Below are 19,634 nucleotides of genomic sequence, written 5' to 3'. Positions count from 1 at the left end.
ATAAATAAAACCACCAAAAACAGTGCATTATGCCAATAAAAAAGCCACAATGGGAATTCATGAAACATCAGAAATTAAAATGGCTGTGAATGGTAACAATGAGTTGCAGAAGTATTTCGACCGGATATTGACAAAGCGGACGCTGGATGAGTTTGAGAGGCAGGCGGGGATCCTGGGGAATACGGTAGGGAATAATGAGAAGGCGGCACATGCGATCGTGAATGCGTCTTTTCACAATGCTAGTTTTTCTGACCGAATCTGGATGTACCAAGATATGATGAAGGCGGAATTGTCTAAGCTTCTGCAGGTAGGATTGATTCAGGGGAAGCATCCCAGGGTGTTGGCCAGGCATCTCGTGAAGCTGTTTGGAGTACGGAGGTCTGACGCGGAGCGGCTGATGCAGACGGAGCTTGCAAGGGTTCAGACGGAAGCTCAGAAGAGGTCGTTTGAACGGAATGGATATGACAGGTATGAGTTTATTGCGCTGGAGACTGCATGCAAGATCTGCAAGGCGATTGATGGGAAGCATTTTAGAACAGAGGATATGATGCCCGGGGAGAATGCGCCGCCGATGCATCCGCGTTGCCGGTGCAGTACGGCAGCGTATGTGGACAGGGAAGAGGTTGAAAAATGGTTGGAAAGTCATGGCGAAAGTGATATAATAGAACCAGAAGACAGAGGTGACGTATTTACTGACTTGAACAATTTATCTGATAATCTTCTGGAACAGTCATTGCAAGTAAATAACTTTCTGAACACACTTGGGGTGCGAGATAGTAAATGGAGCGGTATTACGACAGTAGTAGATGACAGAAAATTGCCAACAGCACTCGGGCGAACGAAAGCAAATGGAGATATTTGGCTGAGAAATGATGCTGGTATTAAAACAATACTTCATGAGCATTTGCATACACGTTCCAGTAGTTGGATGTCAAAGAAGTCAAAAAAAGATTTAGGATTTGAGGAGGGAGCGTGCGAATTACTTGCTGAAGAAATTTGCAAAAAGGAAGGTGTTGCATATCGAGCAACGTATGCAAAGTATGTGGATCCATTAAGAAAGTATAACGAATTGCTGGGGAAGTATGATTCAGACTATGACTTTGCAGTAGATTTATTTAATGTAGATATGGATAAGAGGGAACAATGGCTTTTGGATTTGGCTGATGAATATGGTTCTCTGAAAGCTTTGGCATTAAAGAAATTGGTAAGAAAGATGAGGAGAGGCAGTGAAAAGTGAGTTAAAAGAACTTGAAGATCTCATTCTATTTGGAGAACATTCAGATGATGAGTGGTTATTGCTGAACAAAAGATTAGAGGAAGAGTTCAAAAAGGCATCAGACAAAGAAAAACAGGATTTTATAGATAGTGGTGCAGGGGATTTGTTAGGGCAAATAATTGAATTTATGGATTAACCACCAGTCATTACGGCAGGTGGTTTTCTTATGCCCATTTTAGGAGGAATGCTGATTGATTGAGGTAAGTGTCCGTAAGGACAGGATTACTGTAACCGGCCATTCTGGCTATGACCAACCTGGCCGGGATGTAGTGTGCGCCGGTGTGACGGCGTTGTGTCAGACTATGATCCGATCGGTCGAGGGGCTGACGGAGGATGTAATTGAATATGGGATATCGCCCGGAAGGGCTGATATACAGTATGGGAATCTGTCGGAGAAGTCAAGAACTCTGGTGGATTCCTTTTTCATTGGCATCTGTATGATCGCCGATGAGTTCCCGGACTATGTCCGGATAGTATGAAAGAAAGTGAGGTAACAGAGATGTGCAGTAGGAAAATGAGGATACTGATGTCGAGAGCGCAGAAGAGATGCGGCATTCCGTATAGCGGTCTGCAGTTGTTTGCTGAAGATGGAGACGGCGGTGGCGCTGATGGAGACGGCTCTGGCGGTGATGATGACGACGATGACGATGACGACGATGGCGGCGGAGGCGGTTCTGGAAATGGCGGAGAAGGAGGGGCGGTATCGTTTGATGACTTCCTTGGCCAGGAAGGAAACCAGACAGAGTTTGATAAGCGTGTGCAGGCGGCTGTGGATGCAGCAGTGAAGCGCGAGCGGGAAGCATGGGAGGCCGCGGCGGATGATAAGGTGTCTGAGGCGGAGAAGCTGGCGAAGATGACCAAAGAGGAGCGAGAGAAATACCTGCAGCAGAAGGAGCGAAGGGCGTTTGAGGCGGAGAAGGCGGCTTTTGAACGGGAGAAGCTTCTGGTTGAGGTCAGGAAGGAATTGCAGGAGCAGACGCTGCCTCTTGTGTTTGCGGAGTCCCTTGTGACTATTGCGGATGCGAAGAAGATCAAGGATGCAATTGTGGATATCAAGAAAGCGTGGGACGCTAAGATCTCGGAGGCGGTGAAGGCGAAAGCCAGACAGTCTACCCCGCAGGAGGGCGGCCATGTGGTGGATAGCAGGAGAGGGTTGTCTTCTATTAGAAAGATGGCTAATGAAAACAGGATTATTAAGAATTAGGAGGGTGTAGAAGATGAATAAGAACAGGAAATTAGGTTGGAAGTTGCAGTTGTTTGCCCAGACCTGGAGCCCGGACAAGGTGACTGTGTTTGAGCATAAGGACGGGACTATCCCGGAGAAGTATCAGAACATGATCTTGAAGGAGGTCATGGAGAACAGCAAGGTGATGCAGCTTGCGAAGTATGAGGAGATGGATTCCAAGGAGAAGAAGTTTGAGTATTTTGCAAAGGGGCCGGGCGCTTACTGGGTAGGTGAGGGGGAGAAGATCAAGACTTCTAAGGCCCAGTGGCTTCAGGTGAAGATGGTGGCGAAGAAGCTGGGTGTCATTATTCCGTGTTCCAGGGAGTTCCTGCATTATAAGATGTCGGATTTCTTTGAGGTGATGAAGCCGAAGATTGCGGAGGCGTTCTATAAGAAGTTTGATGCGGCGGCGATCCTTGATGTGGAGAATCCGTTCCTTCATGCGGTTGAGAAGTCGGTCAAGGCTTCGGGGAATGTGATTGATGGGGTTTTGAATTATGATAACATTCTGGAGATGGAAGACTTGCTGACGGATGAGGATTATGATGTGAATGCGTTTATCTCTACGAAGAAGAACCGGAGCACGCTGAGGAATACGCACAGGATTGAGAACGGTGTAATCGTGGAGAGCCTGTATGACAGGTCTGCCAATACTTTGGACGGTCAGCCTGTGGCGGATCTGAAGGCGTTGGATAAGGGGACTATCTACGCGGGGGATTTTGACTATATGTACTATGGGATCCCTTATGGGATGTCTTATAAGATCTCGGAGGAGGCGCAGTTGTCTACGCTTACCAATGAGGATGGTACTCCGGTGAACCTGTATGAGCAGGAATTAGTAGCGCTTCGGGTCACGATGGATGTGGGCTTTATGATCGTGAAGGATGAGGCTTTTGCGAAGCTGACTTCTGGAGGGTTAGGAAAACTGACGGTAACGAGTACGGCGGGAACGAAGGCAGGAGATACGAAGATCGCGGTTACCCCGGCGCTTACGAGTGGGAATTCCTACAAATACAAAGTAGGGGATGAAATGGATGTACCGGTAAAGGGCCAGAATGTGAAGGGTTGGAAAACCTGGGATGGCGCGGCGGATATCACGCCGGGTGAGGGAAGTGAGATTGTAGTTGCTGAGTGTGATGCTTCTTATCGCGTGGTGAATGCAGGAAAGACCGATGTGACGGTGAAAGAGTAGGAGATAGATCATGAACAGGGAAAACCAGATAGCAGAAAGAGATGGGATGCTGAAGGATTTGAAGCTGCTGTTGGGAATGGATCCGAAGGATGATTCCCAGGACGATAAGCTTCTGTGGATCCTGTCTTCCGCCAGGGCAAGACTTAAGGTTTTGCTTGGCGGTGTAGACCCGCCTGCGGAGATGGAGCATATCATTACGGAAGCGGCGGTGATCCGGTTTAACCGTATTGGATCTGAGGGAATGACAATCAATACTGTTGAGGGGGAGAACCTGCATTTTAACAGTAATGATTTTGCCGGGTTTATGGATGAGATCAATGCATGGCTGGATGCCAGAAATCAGAATTCCAAAAGAGGAGGGTTTCGGTTTCTATGAGGTTTGATGTGCCGATATATTTTCAGAGGATACAGCCCGGGGAGTATGATGAGTCTTCCGGCGACTATGGACCGGACAGTGTCAGTGAGGATATGCGCTATGCGAATGTAACGGATGCCGGAACAGAGACTCTGAAGCTGGTCTACGGGGAAATCCGGCAGGGATGTAAGGTGATCCGGCTGCAGACGTATTATGACAAGGTATTTGACCGGATCCGTATTGGGGAGAGGGTCTACCGGGTAGATTTCTCTAGGAGGCTTAGGGTCAAGCAGGTGTTTATTGTCAGTGAGGTGCAGGGATGTCGGTAAAGTTTAAAGGTGTGAAGGAACTTAAGGTTGCTCTTGAGAAGAAGGCGGATATGGGGGCGGTCAGGCAGATCGTCAGGCAGAATGGGGCGCAGCTTCAAGCGAAGGCGCAGAGGAATGCCCCGGTGGATACGGGAACTTTGAAACGGAGTATTGGTCTTGATATCTCTGACGGGGGACTGACTGCCGAGTCTAAGGCCGGGGCGGAGTATGCACCTTATGTGGAATGGGGGACTAGGTTCATGGAGGCGCAGCCGTACATGAAACCGGCTTTTCATGAACAGAGGGAGCAGTTTAAGCGGGATATGGACCGGCTTGCGAAGTGAGGTGATGGCGGATGGATCCGCAGCAGGAGTTGTTTACCTGCCTGTTATCAGAGATCAGGAAACGGGGATATGACGTGTATGACGGCGGACTTCCGCCGGAGGGTGCGCCGTATCCTTTTGTGTATCTGGCGGATTGCAGGCAGACGGACCGTTCCAATAAGAATGCTGTGTTTGGAACGGTGTACCAGACCATCCATGTGTGGGACGGTACGGTGAGGAGGCGGGGCAGGGTCTCTGCCATGCTGGCGGATCTGAAGCAGATCTGCCGGAGATTGGAGCATACGCCGGGTTTTTCCTGGATGGTGGTGAACATCGACCAGAGGATCCTGGCGGACACAACGACGAAACAGCCGCTTCTCCACGGGTTTCTGGAAGTGGAGTTTCGGTTCTGTTAGAAGAAAGAGAGGGTTAATGATGTATCAGTTACAGTTATTTGCGGAAGCAGTACAGGGGAAGAAGATGGTGTATCTGTACCGGATCCAGAAGGATGCGGCAACGGCCGACGGAACGATACTTGCATTTACGACGGAGAACGGGCGTTCCAAAAGTAAGGATGCGGATTCAACTGCCACGAAAGACGGTTCGATCCGGACTCCGGGAACGGCGGAGGTTGAGATCACGGCTACGAGTATTCTTGCCAAGGGGGACAGGATGATCGATAAGCTGGAGGATGCGATGGATCATGATGATCTGATTGAGGTCTGGGAGGCGAATCTGTCAGAACCGGCGGATTCGGGTGAGAATAAGTTTAAGGGAATGTATTTCCAGGGGTATCTGACGGAGTTTGAGAAGACTTCTTCGGCGGAGGATTATGTGGAGTGTTCTCTGACGTTTGGGATCAACGGAAGTGGGAAGCGCGGAGATGTGACGGTTACGGTGGAGCAGCAGGAAATTGCAGATTATGTATTTGCAGATACGAAGAAAACAGGGGCTTAGGAGGAATAGAAATGATGGAACTTACAATTAATGGGCAGGTGTATCAGTTTCACTTTGGGATGGGTTTTCTGAGGGAGGTAAATAAGATAGTGAATGCCCCGGTTGAGGGAATTCCTGGAATGAAAAAAGATATCGGCGCCAGATATATGTTCGCAAGGGTCATTGACGGTGAGGCGGATGCCCTGGTTGAGGTTTTGAATCTGGCGAATATGGGGCAGGATCCAAGAGTGACCCGGGCGTTGCTAGACGCTTATGTTGACGATCCGGAAACAGATATCGACCAGTTGTTTGAGGATACTCTGGATTTTTTAGAGAAAGCAAATGCTACAAGGAAGACCGTGCAGAAGCTGATGGAGGCAATCAGGAAATCCGAGGAGGAGAATCAGTAGCATTTGAAGAACAATATCGTGAGGCAGCGGTAAACTGCTTCCGGTATTTTGGTTTTACGTCATTTGAGCAGGTTGACCGATTGACAATCGCGCAATATGAGATCCTGATGGAGGCGCTGTCACTTAAGTCTGTTGACCAGGATTTCCATGAACACCGACAAGCGTTTCTGAATTTTGCTGTTCAGGCAGAACGCCAGGTCGGTAAAGGGAAAACGAAGCCCGTATACCGGAAGTTCAGCCAGTTCTATGATTATGAGCGGGAATTGCAAAAGGTTAGGGCCAGAAAGAAAAAGTCACGTTTTTCTGGAATAGGGAAGCTGCTGAAGAAAGGGGAGTGATGGCATGGGGGAATCTTATAGTGTAAAAGCGGTCTTGTCGGCGGCAGATAAGAATTTTTCGTCAACTTTGAAGGCTGCAGCTGGTTATGCGGATAATCTGAAGAATGTCATCACGAGCGGTTTTGGTTTTGGAGCTATGATGGCGGTCGGGCAGAAGGCTGTGTCTGTTGTGAGTAATGGAGTTTCTGGTCTTGTGGGAGAGATGAACGCTGCAAGTGCAGCATGGAAAACCTTCCAGGGTAACATGGAAATGAATGGGAAAGCCGTAGAAGAGATCCAGGCGACTAAGAAGGAATTACAGAGTTTTGCAGAGCAGACTATTTACAGTTCCAGTGATATGGCGAGCACCTTTGCGCAGCTTGAGGCTGTCGGGACTAAGAATACGACGAAACTGGTCAAGGGCTTTGGCGGTCTGGCTTCTGCGGCAGAAAATCCGACACAGGCAATGAAGACGCTGAGCCAGCAGGCAACGCAGATGGCCGCGAAACCAAAAGTTGCATGGGAAGACTTCAAGCTGGTTCTTGAGCAGACACCCGCGGGAATTGCGGCAGTGGCCAAAGAGATGGGGATGTCTACACAGGACATGATCAAGAATGTCCAGGATGGCAAAGTTGCAACAGAGGACTTCTTTGATGCTATCGCAAAAGTAGGCAATAATGAAAATTTTACAAAGCTTGCTACGCAGTATAAAACTGTAGACCAGGCAATGGATGGGCTGACAGAGACGCTTTCTAACAAGCTTTCCCCTGCATTTGACGCGGTTTCGGCGATAGGAATCAGTTCTATTGATAAACTGATCAATAAAATGGGGAGTCTGGATGGTGAGGCGATTGCAGGCAAGGTCGTTGAATTTGTAGGAAATGCAAAAAAGTACTGGGATATATTCAAGGAAGATGTATCAGAGGTTGCGTTGGCATTCGGCAGTGCTGTAGGGGCGATTGTGGGAGATCTGACGGAGATCACGGGAGCTTTTGGCAGTACGAAGAATGTGGAGAATTTTGCAGATGTTATGGATGTAGCTAAGAATGCATTGGTGAAATTTGCGGGATTTCTGGAAGAACATTCAGAAGTGATTGCTAAGGTGTTGTCTGAATTGCCGAAATTATTGCTTGCATATCAAGGGTTTCGGATTGTGGGAGCGATAGCGCCGGGTGTTAAAATATTTACGGGCGCTATTCTCGGTCTTGCGGGGAAAGGCATATCCGCACTTGCGGGAAAACTGTTTGGAATTGCGGCAGGGCAGAAGGCGGTGGGTTCGGCCAGCGCTGAGTCCGGCGCAGGTATGTTAAAGTCTGCAGCCGCTTTTATGGCAATGGGTGTGGGAATCGCATTAGCAGCAGCTGGTCTTGGGATTCTGGCCTATTCTGCGGTACAGATTGCGGAGTCAGGGCCGGCAGCGGCGGGCGTCTTATTGGGGATGGTTGTTGCGTTGGGAGCACTGATGGTTGTTGCGAAGTCTGTCGCACCGGCTCTGACCGCCGGAGCAGCGGGGCTTCTTGCGTTTGGCGGGGCTGTGGTTTTGGCTGGAGCCGGAATGCTCTTATTGACAACTGCAGCTGTCAGCCTGGCAAACGCGGGACCGCTGGCTATTGGCGTAATGGTTGGATTAGTTGCTGTAGTTGCGCTGCTTGCGGCCGGAGCGGCAGCCCTTGGCCCGGCGTTAACTGTCGGAGCAGTAGGTTTTATTGCTTTTGGAGTCGCAATTGTATTGGTTGCCACGGGAGCATTGATTGCAGGTGCTGCGCTTGCAATCGTGGCGGCAGTGCTTCCGACGATAGTGCAGTATGGTCTGCAGGGTGCTGTTGCTATTGCGGCTCTTGGCGCCGGTATGCTTGTTTTTGCTGCGGGAGCAGCATTAGCGGGGGTTGGATGCGTGGCACTTGGTGCAGGGCTTATGATTGTGGCTGTTGGCCTGGGCCTGGTTGGGGCTGCGGTAATGGTCGCGGCGGCCGGTGTTCTGCTTTTGTCAGCCGGGGCCGTAACCCTGGGAGCGGCTTTGCTTTTAACGGGAGCGGCGCTCCTGATGATGGCGGCAGTCTTGCCCACTGTCGCGGCTGGCGCTGTGCTTAGTACAGCAGCACTTGCAGCGCTTTTGGCCGTATCAGCAGGGCTTGCGGCGGGGCTTGTGGCAATGGGGCTTTCGTTGGCTGCGGTTGGGCTTGCATCCGCTGCGTCTGCTATAGGGATTGCTGCGTTTGCTCTGGCTATGACAACGGGAGCTGTAGGAGTGGGTGTGATGGCATTGGCTTTAAAGGCTGTGAATTCCAGTATGAAGTCGATTGCTAGTAATGCAAAGAATGCACAGAAATCTCTTAGTAGTATGAAAGCATCCGTCAGCTTTGTGAATGAAGGGTTGGATGCGCTGGGAAACAAGGCGAAATCTGCGATCAATGCATTGGTGAGTCAGTTTTCCAGAGCGGAAGAGAAGGCAAAAAGCTCGGGGAAGGCTGTGGGTAATCATTTTAATACCGGAGTTTCCAATGGAATGCAGCGTGCAGTGGTTACTGCGGATGCGATGTCGGTGTCCGTGGTAGCAACCATGAGATCAGCATCTGGCGGAGCATTCAGCAGCGGCGTCTATATTGGACAGGGACTGGCCAATGGTATGCGTTCGCAGCTTGGTTATGTAAGGAGCGTGGCAGCACAGCTTGCGTCGGCAGCGGAAGCGGCGATCCGCGCAAAGGCAAAGATACACAGTCCGTCAAAAGTCTCCACGAAGCTTGGGGGGTTTTGGGGAATCGGATATGCTGAAGGTATTCTGGATCAACTAAAAAGGGTGTGGCAAGCTTCTATGGAATTGGTAAATATTCCTAGGCTAGCAGTCTCTTCTGGCGATACGATAAGAGTTTCAAGTGGGACTAGGGAACTGAATGATAATTATCAGTATACTCCAAATGCCAAATATACGATTATTGTGCCATTGGAGGTGGAAGGCCGGGAGATTGCCAGAGCCACTGCTGTTTACACGAAGGAAGAGCTGGATGATATGAAGTTTTTTGAGAATTACAGGAAGGGGTATCGGTGATGGGAATGTATGATTTTATTGATGTTACAGAATCACAGGGTGAGGATACCCTTCCTGCAGAAGCTGTCAAGTTCAATGGAAAATGGCTTGACCATGAGGTGGAAGGGTTCCGGACCCTTCGTGTTAGCGGAAGGGAGTTGATGGACTGTGAGATCGAAGATGTACAGATGGGCAGCATGGATGGTACGCAGTATCAGTATAAGAGGTATCCGGCTAGACAGATAACGGTTACTTATCGATTGATGTCAGAATCTGATACTGCATTCAGGGAAGCGTTTAACAGATTGAATGGCCTTCTGGATGCGGAAGAGGCAGAATTAATCTTTAACGATGAACCGGATAAATATTTTATCTCGACGAAGGCGGGAAATAGTGAAGTGGCTGCCGGAAGGAACAGTGTGACGGGAGAGATTGTATTTTACTGTACAGACCCATCTAAATATTCTACAGTTGAGAAGACGTTTCCTGCTTCGCTTAATGCGGAGGGAATCCTGGAGGCGACGATCGTCAACCGGGGTACGGAAGCCGTCCCGGTCAGTTATGAGTTTGTGCATAAGCATGAGAACGGGTATCTTGGTATTGTGTCGCAGTATGGCGTGATGCAGTATGGACGGGTGGAGGAGACGGACTGGGAGAATTATAAGCAGAATGAGAAGCTTGTGAGGCTGTCGGATCTGTCTGCCCTGCCGGATGATCCTGGAACGAACTATATGCATCCGAATCATGTGATGGGCGGTTCCCTGGTGAAGGAGACCATCGGCGGGAAACCCTGCCTGCGGCTTCGGTCGACAGGGGCGGTCAGTGCGGGGAAGTGGATCGGGGCCATGAAGACGCTGACGGTCCCGGCGGACTCGGAGGGGCATGCGGGGGCGAAGAACTTCTATTGTTATCTGAATCATTGGTTTGAGACGGGCCTGATGGGGCAGACGGCGGAGCAGTCCATTGCGTTCCTGACGGGAGATAATAAGGTGATCTGCGGGTACAGCCTGTTTAAGTCGGATATGACGGGGAATACAGCGTGTCTGGAGTTCTGGCTGAATGGGAAGATCGTGCGGTCGATCTCGTTTGCTCCGTCCAGTTCAGACGGTGCGAATCCTTTTAATCATGGAAGGGGGCACAATGACATCCGTAAGGAGGGGGATAAGGTGACCTTCTATTGGTTCGGGAATTATCCGAGTTACCGGTCTTCTGCCATCCGGAACATGGAGTGTAAGAAGATCCAGGTTGCGTTTACCCAGTTTGATTCCCGGGGGCTTGGGAATAAGTATGTGACCCGGAATTATCTGCGGTCTCTGGAGTTCCAGAAGATGGGCGTGGAGAAGTGGAGGGATGTGCCGAACCGTTACCAGGAGGGGGATGTGGTGAGTATCGACGGGGAGGCGGCGCGGGTCTATGTGAATGGGATGGCGAATACGGGGGATGAGATGATAGGGACCAAGTATTTTCATGTGCCGCCTGGGGAGACGAAGGTGCAGTTTTATTATTCGAGTTTCTGTAACCCGGCTCCGGTGGTGACGGCGAGGATTAAGGAGGCGTTTTTGTAATGGAGAATGTAAGGATCGCGGTGTTGAGCGCGTATGATAAGGTGTGTGCGTTTCTGGATAACGGGGCGCCGTCTGCGCTGCATTATTATGGGGATGAGCTGCATTCCTATAGGGAGGGCTCTGCCTGTACTTATGGTTTTAAGGCTTCGGCCAGGCATGGGGATGCCCAGTATCTTGTAGAGGGGAATAAGCTGGCGTTCCGGTATGGGGGCAGGGATTATTATTTTAATATCATGAAGGTGGTGAAGACGGAGTATGTGGTGGAGGTTGTTGCGTATTCTATGATGTTTGAGCTGCTGAATGAGGATGCGGGGGAATATAAGTCGCCGAAGGCTATGAGTTTTCAGGAGTATCTGGATGTGTTTGATCCGGAGCATACGTTGGAACTTGGGGTGAATGAGGTGGAGGATAAGACGGTCAGCCATGAGTGGACGGGATCGTCGACGATCCTTGCGAGGATCTTTTCTCTTGCGAATGTGTTTGGCGCGGAGGCGGAGTTTGTGCCGGTGCTTGCGGATGATTACTCTTTGGAACGGCTTGTGATGAATGTGTACCGGGAGCATGACGGGGAGAATCAGGGGATCGGTAAGGACAGGCGGGATATGACGCTCCGGTATGGGGTGAATGTGAAGGGGATCCGGAAGTCTTCGGACATCACGGGGCTGTATACGGCGATCCTGCCGGTGGGGACGGATAATCTGATGATCTCGGCGCTTGATAAGACGGAGCTTGACGCGGACGGAAGGGTGGAATACCGGTCTGCGCCTGGGGATGGATGTATCCGTGCGGTGCAGGCGATGGAGCGTTTTCCGTCGAATCTTAAGACGGATGACCGGTATATATTGAAGCGGTGGTCTTATGATACGGCCAATGTGAATGTGCTGTATGGGCAGGCTCTTGCTGAGCTTAAGAAGGTGTGTGTGCCGCAGGTGAGTTATGAGGTGGACGGCTTTTTTGATACGGAGATGGGGGACACGGTGGTGGTGACGGATGAGGAGTTTGTACCGGCGCTGTACCTGGAGGCGCGGGTGACGGAGCAGGTCAGGAGTCTTACGGATCCGGCGCAGAATAAGACGACGTTTGATAATTTTCATGAGTTGAAATCTCAGGTGGATACGTCGCTTCTGGATAAGATGAATCAGCTGATCCGGGAGTATAAGGTCTATGCCTGTACGATCTCTACGGATAACGGGATCGTGTTTAAGAACGGGGAAGGGTCTACGACGCTGACGGCGAATGTGAGGGATGCGGGAGCGGATGTGACGAATCTGTTCACGATCGTTTGGATAAAGGATGGCGTAGAGCTTGCAGTAGGGAAAAATGTTATCGTAAATGCGGGGGATATCTCTGGAAAAGCGGTCTATGGCTTTGAGGCTAGGGATGCTAATGGAGCGGTGCGCGGATCGAATGAGGTTACAGTAAGCAATGTGACAGATGGAGCGAATGGAAAAGATGGTGTAAACGGTAAGGATGGAGCGACAGGGCCACAGGGTCCGACTGGTGCAACAGGTCCGCAGGGACCAACGGGTGCAACGGGTCCCAAGGGGCCGGCTGGATCAAACGGGGCGGATGGCCAGATGTTGTATGCGACCTGCGGCACGGCTGCAGGTACGGCTGCGAAGGCGGCGACGCTGAAAGCGGGGACTCTGGTGCTGAAAGCGGGCGCTACGGTTTCGGTGCAATTTACTTATGCGAATACGGCGGCGTCTCCGACGCTGAATATCAACGGTACGGGGGCGAAGGCGGTCTATACGCAGGGTGTGAGGTATGCGTATTGGGCTGCGGGTGCTACGGTGGTGTTTACTTATGACGGGGCGAACTGGAGGGTTGCTTCGGAGCCGGTGTATGCCAGTACGGCTACGATTGGCAATCCGGCTGGTAAGAATGTGTATATTGATGGTGATGGGGTAAATATTAGAAATATATCTGAGATATTGGCTTCGTTTAAAGCGAATCTGATTAATATTGGCAGATCAATAAAAAGTGCCGGCGCTGGGACGAATGCATCCATTAGTTTATTTGGCGGTGCAGGAACCATAAAGACGACAATAGGCAGTACGAGGGATACTATGGAGCTACGTGCAGGAGAGCTTTTATTGCAAGGGTATAATTCTAATATTCTATTAAGTAATATAGTGAATATGACTGCATCGGATTTGGTTCTTTCGGCGGGAGGCAGAAATGTCAGTCTGGCGAAGCTTAACAGTGGTTTTGTCTCAAAAACCTTCTCTAACGTATCACTTGCTTCTGGAAGTTACCGATATGAGACTGTGACTACGGTTAGTCAGAGCGGAGTTTATCTGATCTGCTGCAGCTCGGTTACGCAATCGACGTCTACGAAGGGTACTGCAAAAGTTGGCGTCCGGATCAATGGCTCGGCTTCCCATACGGTTGGGGCAAGCCCGATCAGGGGAGATTACCCGGAGATTTATGGGGTGAAGATTCTTTCTCTAAGTGCGGGAAGTTCAGTGCAGTATTGGAATTACCAGAACGGAGGGTACGGGGAGACGATATCTTCCAGGGCGATCCAGATGATTATGCTGTGTCAAGCGTAGAACGGAGGGCGAGATGATAGAAATCAGGGCGAGACCGTAGAGCGGTCTTATTTTGTTTGTGAAAACGATATAGTGAGGTGTTATGTTATGCAGGATACGATTGTGGTTGCTATCCTGTCCCTGATCGGGACGCTGGCGGGGAGCTTCGGCGGTACGCAGTTGATCAAGTACAGGATAGAGCAGTTGGAAAAGAAGGTTGAGAAGCATAATTCGGTGGTGGAAAGGACCTTTCTTTTGGAAGAGAAGATGAAGGTGGCGAACCATCGGATTGAGGATCTGGAAGGGAAGGTGGAATAATATGGATCTTACATACTTATTTGAATATGTGAACCTGTTGACCTTGGGAATCTGCCTGTGCGTAGGCTACGCCCTTAAGACGGCGTTTGTCTGGTTCCCGAACAAGTATATCCCGTTGGCGGCGTTAACGATGGGACTCATTGTCAATGTCCTGATCAATTTGGAGACCGGGATCAATGCAATGGTCGTACTTGGCGGTATGATCTCTGGTCTGGCCAGTACGGGATTGTATGAGATGCTGCGGAATCTGTTGGATAAGGATGGGAGTTTACCGGGAAAGAAATGATGTTGAGGACGTGTAACGGCGTCCTCTTTTTGCGCCGGCGCAAGAGCCCGGCAGGAAGGAGAAGAATATGAACATTCAGAAACCAAGTTTACAATTTAGAAATTCGTTGTCAGTAAGGAAGAGTACCAGATGTATTGTTCTGCATCATGCAGATGCGGAGAAATTCAGTGTATATCAATGTCATGCATGCCACTTAAATAATGGTTGGGCCGGTATCGGATACCACTATTACATCACAAAGGACGGTACGATCTGGGAAGGCCGGCCGGATAACACTGTCGGCGCACATGCGTCCGGAGGAAATTCGGATTCTATAGGGATCTGTTTTGAGGGTGATTATGATGTGGAGCGGACGATGCCGGATGCCCAGAAGAAAGCAGGTAAGGAACTGGTCGCGCATCTGAAAGCAAAGTACGGCATATCGACCGTAAAGAAACACAAGGACGTCACGCCGACCACCTGTCCCGGCAGTTTCTTCCCATTTGATGAGATAGCCGGTGCTAAGGCGAACGGTGTAATACATGTGACGGCGGTCAGTGATAAAGTACCAGTCCAGGCTCCTGGATCTATCGCAGAGCTTCAGGCGGAATGCAACCGACAGGGCTTTAGTGCTCAGAAGGTCGATAACATAGCAGGGCCGATTACGCTGGCAGGATGCCCGATGATCAAGAAGGGAGCTTCTGGAAATATCACCAGATGGCTGCAGCGCAAATTGAACTCTCTTGGTTTTGACTGCGGGAATGTTGACGGTGATTTTGGAGTTAAGACCAAGGCCGCAGTTATGGCATACCAGAAGGCAAAAGGTCTTGTTGCAGACGGTATTGTGGGTCCGAAGACGTGGAGTAAGCTGCTCGGGTTGTCATAGAAAGAGAGAAGCGGCCGTTATGCCGGTCCGGGAGAGCATAACGGCCGTTTCTTCTGTTCAGAACCCCACTTACATAGTATAGGGGTTGTCCTGTGAAGATGCCAGGAATATCGAACATCAAATTTCGACATCAATAAATATCCTACTTGATTTTATGATAGATAAGTAAAGTATTCTGTGGTAAAATCATCTAAACTGTCACACATTAAAATGAACGGTTAGTGACACGTTAGCGACAAATATAGCGGAAATACGCAGTTTTCGCATATAATATTTAAGGAATATTTAAGGATTACCTAAAGTCATTTAAGAATTAGAAGGGTAAGATAGGAGGTGTTAGAAGGGAGGTTTTACGGTATGAAGGATATATTATTGAAGACTGACAGCCTGAGCAAATCATTTTCCAGCGGCGGGGCGCTGCAGCATGTTCTTCGGAACATTGATCTTGAACTTTACAGGGGGGATTTCACCGTGATCATGGGGGCGAGCGGCGCGGGGAAATCAACGCTTTTATATGCACTCTCAGGAATGGATACGCCGACGCTTGGCACGATCACATTCGGAGACGAGGATATATCGGATCTGAGTCAGGATGGACTTGCGGTGTTCAGGCGCAGGCATTGCGGATTTGTGTTCCAGCAGATCTATCTGATCGACGGGATGAGTATTATGGACAATGTACTGGCGGCGGGGCTGCTTGTGAGCAAGGATAAGAAGGCGCTGGCCGGGCGTGCGAAAGAGTTATTCGAGGCGGTAGGCATCTCCCCGGAGACTCAGAGGAAATTCCCCACGCAGATCTCCGGCGGGGAAGCGCAGCGGGTCGGAATTGTCCGGGCGCTGATTAATTCTCCCCAGATCTTATTTGCCGACGAGCCTACGGGCGCGCTTAATTCTAAGACGGGGCTTGACGTCCTTGATATGCTTACCGGGTTTAACGAACAGGGACAGAGTGTGGTCATGGTGACTCACGATATGCGTTCGGCGCGCCGCGGCAACCGTATCTTGTATCTGAAGGACGGAGTGATCTTAGGAGAATGCAATCTGGGCAGATATGTGCACGGGGACGGGAAGAGGCATGAAGAGCTGTCGGCGTTCCTTGCAGAAATGGGGTGGTAGCATGAGAAGAAGTCTGTTGATCGCGCGTGCCAATCTTCGCAGGTCGAAGGCGCAGACGGCGGCGATCCTTGTGCTGCTATTGGCGGCGTCTGCTATGCTGAACCTGTGGCTGATATTGGCCATGGATTATAAGAGTAATTTCGACCGCTGTCACGACAGGCTCAACGCCGAGCATGTAACTCTTGTGTTGAACGGTGAGGCAAACGAGCTTAGAGATTATGTCAGGGAAACGATCGAAGAAGACGAAGATACAACCGAATATTATATGGACGACGCGTTATGCATGGTGGGTTCATTTCCTTATAATGAAGGGGAAGTCAATACGGAATTTGTGATCCTTGAAAAAGAGGCCGCTCTGAAACGTCCGATCGGGAAGATCGAGATCGTGGAGGAGGGCGCATACACAAGCGGAGTCTATCTTCCCATGATCTACGGCATGGAAGGCGGATATTCGGTGGGAGACAGGATCCATATTACAATTGGGAGCAGCGAGGTAAGCTATACGGTATGCGGATTCCTTAACAGTGTTATGGCGGGTTCACACAATTGCAGTATGAGCGCTCTGTTACTCACAGAGGACCTGTATCAGGAGCTTGAAGAGAAGGGATATGCGCTCGGTTCTATGCTGGCGTCGGTAAGGATCCGCGACAGAGCACAAAGCGAAGATTATGAAGCTGCTCTTAAGAATGCGGTATCTTCGCGCTACCCGGATATCCGTATGCTGAGCAATTCTTATACGCTGGTGTCGTCTACCAGATATATTTCACAGATGATCTGTGCAGGAATCGTCAGTGCAATGGCATTCTTGGTCCTATTGATCGCGCTGGTGGTGATATCTTCCAATGTGATCCACTATATCCAGGAGAATATGAAGAATCTGGGCGCGCTGAAGGCCATCGGTTATAAGAGCAGGCAGATCGTCCTGGCTTTGCTGATGCAGTTTGTGGGAATTACATTGATTACGGCTTTTGCCGGGATTGGATTGTCCTATGCCTTGTTCCCGGCGGTCAACGATATGATGATATCTCAGACCGGCATTCCGTACGAGGTCAGGTTCCTGATTCTCCCCTTTGTGATCACAGCCGTAACGGCGGGCGGAGTTGTTGCTCTTGCGGTGTGGCTTGCGGCGCGCAGGATCAAGAAGATCGAACCGATCACCGCGCTGCGTCAGGGAGTTCAAACACATAATTTCAGGCGCAATCATGTTCCGCTTGCGGATACCCGGGCGCCCCTTTCTATGGCTCTCGCCCTTAAGACGGCTCTCTCCGGGATCAAACAGAATGTCACGGTGTGCATTACGATGCTGGTACTCTCTCTAATAGTGGTCTTTACGGGAGTTATGGCAGAGAATATGATCGTTGATATGGAGCCTTTTATCCAATTGATCGTAGGAGAGACGGCGGATTCCTGTATCAGTGTCAGAATCGAGGCTGAGGATGACATCCTGCAGTGGATGCGGGAACAGGAATGCGTTGAGAAGGTCTATCTGTATCACTCGGAGGAAGTGCGCCATAAGGGAGGGATCGCGCTGATGGCAACCATGTCGGACGATTTCTCGGATGTAAACAACCAGAATGTCTGTATTGAAGGAAGATTTCCCAGGTATGAGAACGAGACGGCTATTGCCGTAAAGTATGCGGGAGAGAAAGGGCTTAAGGTAGGAGATGAGATTACGCTTACTGCGGAAGGGAAAGAGGCAGAATATATCATCTCTGGGTTTACGCAGATCAGCAATAATCTGGGGAAGGACTGCCTGCTGACCCGTGCAGGTTATGCGCAGATGGGCGAATTCCAGAATGCAGATTACTATATCAATCTCACAGAAGGGACGGACATAGATGCATTCAATGAGAAGGTGAGCAGCCGTTTTGGAGAGCAGATCAATACGTCTGTAAATGTTCTGGCGGTGGTGGAAGGATCGTCGGCTGTCTATGTTTCTTTGATGACGATCATAGATGCCGCGATCCTGGTATTAAGCGGAATCGTCGTTGCGTTCGTGCTCTATCTCCTTGTCCGGACGATGCTGACGAGCCGGAAACGGGATTACGGCGTCTTGAAGGCTCTCGGATTCACGACAGGGCAGTTGATCTTGCAGACGGCGCTTTGCTTTATGCCTGCGGTCATCATATCTACGCTTATAGGGATCATGGTCAGCGCCGTTGTGATCAATCCGCTGATGGCACTGTTTTTAAAGGAAATCGGCATTGTAAAATGTACCTTTGCCGTTCCGGCCGGATTCATCACTGCGGCAGGGTTTGGACTGATCTTATTCATTTTCGGGATAGCGTGCCTGCTGTCGCTTGGTATCAAAAAGATTACTCCGAGAGCGCTGCTTGCCGGAGAGTAGAGGCTGCCGCCGTTGCAGCGGCGGCCGGCGCGGCACTCACGGCAGATTTTATCGGCTGTGAGTATATCTTTGATAGAATTGTTCCAGATATTCCATCCGGGATGACAGATTCGCGATCAGCAGGTCTGCAATTGTGACTGCCGCCATGGATTCGACGACGACGACGGCTCTTGGTACGATCACCGGGTCATGGCGTCCGGTAATGATAAGGCTTGTGTTTTTGCCTTTCTGGTCCACTGTTTCCTGTTCCTGCGAGATGGAAGGGGTGGGCTTGACCGCGGCCCGAAGGATGATCCGGCTTCCGTCGCTTATACCGCCGAGAGTTCCGCCGGCATGATTGGTCTTCTTTGAGATATGACCTTCATCGGCGCAGAAGGCGTCATTATTCGAACTGCCTGCTGCACAGGTAACCGCGAAACCATCGCCGATCTCCACGCCTTTTACTGCGCCGATAGACATCACGGCCCTGGCAAGGTTCGCATCCAGCTTGTTGAATACGGGCTCGCCGACTCCGGCGGGCATACCGTCGATCACACATTCGATCATACCGCCGGAGGAGTCCTGTTTATGGATACAGTTGTCCAGATAATCAGCGGCAGCTTCGGCGTAGCTGTTATTAGGCATGTACAGCGGGTTGGTGAGGATGCATCCGTAGTCGTAATCAGATTCCGGTACTTCAATATTGCCGATCGCCTTGGTGTAGGCGGTGATACGGATCCCAAGCTGCTGCAGGAGCCTGGATGCCACGGCTCCGGCGGCAACGCGTCCGATGGTCTCCCGCCCGGAAGACCGGCCGCCTCCCCGGTAGTCCCGGAATCCGTACTTGGCGTCAAAGGTGTAGTCGGCATGCCCCGGACGGTAACATTCCCTGATCCTGCCGTAATCCCTGGAGCGCTGGTCCTGATTGCGGACCAGCAGGGAGATGGGCGTTCCGGTAGTCTTCCCTTCAAAGATGCCGGAGAGTATCTCTATCTTATCGGATTCATTTCTTGCGGTAGTATATTTGTTCTGACCGGGTTTCCTGCGGTCTAAGAATCTCTGTATATCTTCTTCGGACAGGGTTAGTCCGGCGGGGCATCCGTCGATGACTGCGCCGATTGCCGGTCCGTGGGATTCTCCCCAGGTTGTGATTGAAAATGCGGTTCCATAAGTTGATCCAGCCATAGATGAAAGTCTCCTTCTTAAGTTTTAGTTTGGAATATTTTAGCATATACTCTTGTTACATGGAAGAGAAAA

Annotated in this window: 21 protein-coding genes; 20 read left to right on the top strand and 1 reads right to left on the bottom strand. The window is 50.4% G+C overall.

The window, feature by feature from the left end:
• The first annotated feature begins 79 nt into the window (after nt 1-79).
• The 20 genes from VSQ62_RS19725 (at nt 80) to VSQ62_RS19630 (ending at nt 18,398) form a co-directional block, all read left to right on the top strand.
• Complete coding sequence (locus tag VSQ62_RS19725) at nt 80-1,237, top strand: minor capsid protein (protein WP_334636489.1); 1,158 nt, start codon at nt 80-82, stop codon at nt 1,235-1,237.
• A complete protein-coding gene (locus VSQ62_RS19720; RefSeq protein WP_334636488.1) occupies nt 1,227-1,412 on the top strand; it encodes a hypothetical protein in 186 nt (61 codons plus the stop codon). The genes VSQ62_RS19725 and VSQ62_RS19720 overlap by 11 nt, the downstream gene beginning before the upstream one ends.
• Before the next feature lie 55 nt (nt 1,413-1,467).
• Nucleotides 1,468-1,755 (top strand): ribosomal-processing cysteine protease Prp, encoded by a 288-nt coding sequence (locus VSQ62_RS19715; RefSeq protein WP_334636487.1) that lies wholly within the window; start codon nt 1,468-1,470, stop codon nt 1,753-1,755.
• A 20-nt stretch (nt 1,756-1,775) separates the two neighbouring features.
• The gene (locus VSQ62_RS19710; protein WP_334636486.1) at nt 1,776-2,480 is read left to right on the top strand and encodes a DUF4355 domain-containing protein; all 705 of its coding nucleotides are present in this window, start codon (nt 1,776-1,778) and stop codon (nt 2,478-2,480) included.
• 13 nt (nt 2,481-2,493) lie between these two features.
• Nucleotides 2,494-3,693 carry a phage major capsid protein gene (locus tag VSQ62_RS19705; protein ID WP_334636485.1) on the top strand — a complete coding sequence of 400 codons (1,200 nt, stop codon included), beginning with the start codon at nt 2,494-2,496 and terminating at the stop codon, nt 3,691-3,693.
• A 10-nt stretch (nt 3,694-3,703) separates the two neighbouring features.
• A complete protein-coding gene (locus VSQ62_RS19700; protein ID WP_334636484.1) occupies nt 3,704-4,069 on the top strand; it encodes a phage head-tail connector protein in 366 nt (121 codons plus the stop codon).
• The gene (locus VSQ62_RS19695) at nt 4,066-4,377 is read left to right on the top strand and encodes a hypothetical protein (protein WP_334636483.1); all 312 of its coding nucleotides are present in this window, start codon (nt 4,066-4,068) and stop codon (nt 4,375-4,377) included. The genes VSQ62_RS19700 and VSQ62_RS19695 overlap by 4 nt, the downstream gene beginning before the upstream one ends.
• A complete protein-coding gene (locus tag VSQ62_RS19690) occupies nt 4,368-4,700 on the top strand; it encodes an HK97-gp10 family putative phage morphogenesis protein (protein WP_334636482.1) in 333 nt (110 codons plus the stop codon). The genes VSQ62_RS19695 and VSQ62_RS19690 overlap by 10 nt, the downstream gene beginning before the upstream one ends.
• 11 nt (nt 4,701-4,711) lie before the next feature.
• The gene (locus VSQ62_RS19685) at nt 4,712-5,095 is read left to right on the top strand and encodes a hypothetical protein (protein ID WP_334636480.1); all 384 of its coding nucleotides are present in this window, start codon (nt 4,712-4,714) and stop codon (nt 5,093-5,095) included.
• A 16-nt stretch (nt 5,096-5,111) separates the two neighbouring features.
• On the top strand, nt 5,112-5,636 hold the full coding sequence (locus tag VSQ62_RS19680) for a phage major tail protein, TP901-1 family (RefSeq protein ID WP_334636479.1): 525 nt from the start codon (nt 5,112-5,114) through the stop codon (nt 5,634-5,636).
• An 11-nt stretch (nt 5,637-5,647) separates the two neighbouring features.
• Complete coding sequence (locus VSQ62_RS19675; protein WP_334636478.1) at nt 5,648-6,025, top strand: tail assembly chaperone; 378 nt, start codon at nt 5,648-5,650, stop codon at nt 6,023-6,025.
• Nucleotides 6,026-6,105: 80 nt separating this feature from the next.
• Nucleotides 6,106-6,363, top strand: coding sequence for a hypothetical protein (locus VSQ62_RS19670; protein WP_334636477.1), 258 nt, complete (start codon nt 6,106-6,108; stop codon nt 6,361-6,363).
• Between the two features lie 4 nt (nt 6,364-6,367).
• The gene (locus VSQ62_RS19665) at nt 6,368-9,388 is read left to right on the top strand and encodes a tape measure protein (protein WP_334636476.1); all 3,021 of its coding nucleotides are present in this window, start codon (nt 6,368-6,370) and stop codon (nt 9,386-9,388) included.
• A complete protein-coding gene (locus tag VSQ62_RS19660; protein WP_334636475.1) occupies nt 9,388-10,932 on the top strand; it encodes a distal tail protein Dit in 1,545 nt (514 codons plus the stop codon). The genes VSQ62_RS19665 and VSQ62_RS19660 overlap by 1 nt, the downstream gene beginning before the upstream one ends.
• Nucleotides 10,932-13,487, top strand: a complete 2,556-nt coding sequence (locus tag VSQ62_RS19655) for a phage tail spike protein (RefSeq protein WP_334636474.1) — start codon at nt 10,932-10,934, stop codon at nt 13,485-13,487. The genes VSQ62_RS19660 and VSQ62_RS19655 overlap by 1 nt, the downstream gene beginning before the upstream one ends.
• Before the next feature lie 87 nt (nt 13,488-13,574).
• The gene (locus tag VSQ62_RS19650; RefSeq protein ID WP_334636473.1) at nt 13,575-13,784 is read left to right on the top strand and encodes a hypothetical protein; all 210 of its coding nucleotides are present in this window, start codon (nt 13,575-13,577) and stop codon (nt 13,782-13,784) included.
• A gap of 1 nt (nt 13,785) precedes the next feature.
• Nucleotides 13,786-14,070: a phage holin family protein gene (locus VSQ62_RS19645; protein ID WP_334636472.1), complete on the top strand. Its 285-nt coding sequence runs from the start codon at nt 13,786-13,788 to the stop codon at nt 14,068-14,070.
• A gap of 67 nt (nt 14,071-14,137) precedes the next feature.
• Complete coding sequence (locus VSQ62_RS19640; RefSeq protein WP_334636471.1) at nt 14,138-14,935, top strand: peptidoglycan recognition protein family protein; 798 nt, start codon at nt 14,138-14,140, stop codon at nt 14,933-14,935.
• A 357-nt stretch (nt 14,936-15,292) separates the two neighbouring features.
• A complete protein-coding gene (locus VSQ62_RS19635) occupies nt 15,293-16,051 on the top strand; it encodes an ABC transporter ATP-binding protein (protein ID WP_334636470.1) in 759 nt (252 codons plus the stop codon).
• 1 nt (nt 16,052) lies between these two features.
• A complete protein-coding gene (locus tag VSQ62_RS19630) occupies nt 16,053-18,398 on the top strand; it encodes an ABC transporter permease (protein WP_334636468.1) in 2,346 nt (781 codons plus the stop codon).
• A gap of 48 nt (nt 18,399-18,446) precedes the next feature.
• Here VSQ62_RS19630 and aroC read toward each other — a convergent pair whose 3' ends face one another.
• Nucleotides 18,447-19,562, bottom strand: coding sequence for a chorismate synthase (aroC, locus tag VSQ62_RS19625; RefSeq protein WP_334636467.1), 1,116 nt, complete (start codon nt 19,560-19,562; stop codon nt 18,447-18,449).
• Nucleotides 19,563-19,634 lie beyond the last annotated feature (72 nt).

This window comes from Sporofaciens sp. JLR.KK001, assembly GCF_036941055.1.
In the GTDB taxonomy this organism is placed as follows: Bacteria; Bacillota; Clostridia; order Lachnospirales; family Lachnospiraceae; genus Sporofaciens.
The sequence above is the reverse complement of the archived record's forward strand: the minus strand, read 5'-3'. Positions and strand labels throughout refer to the sequence as shown.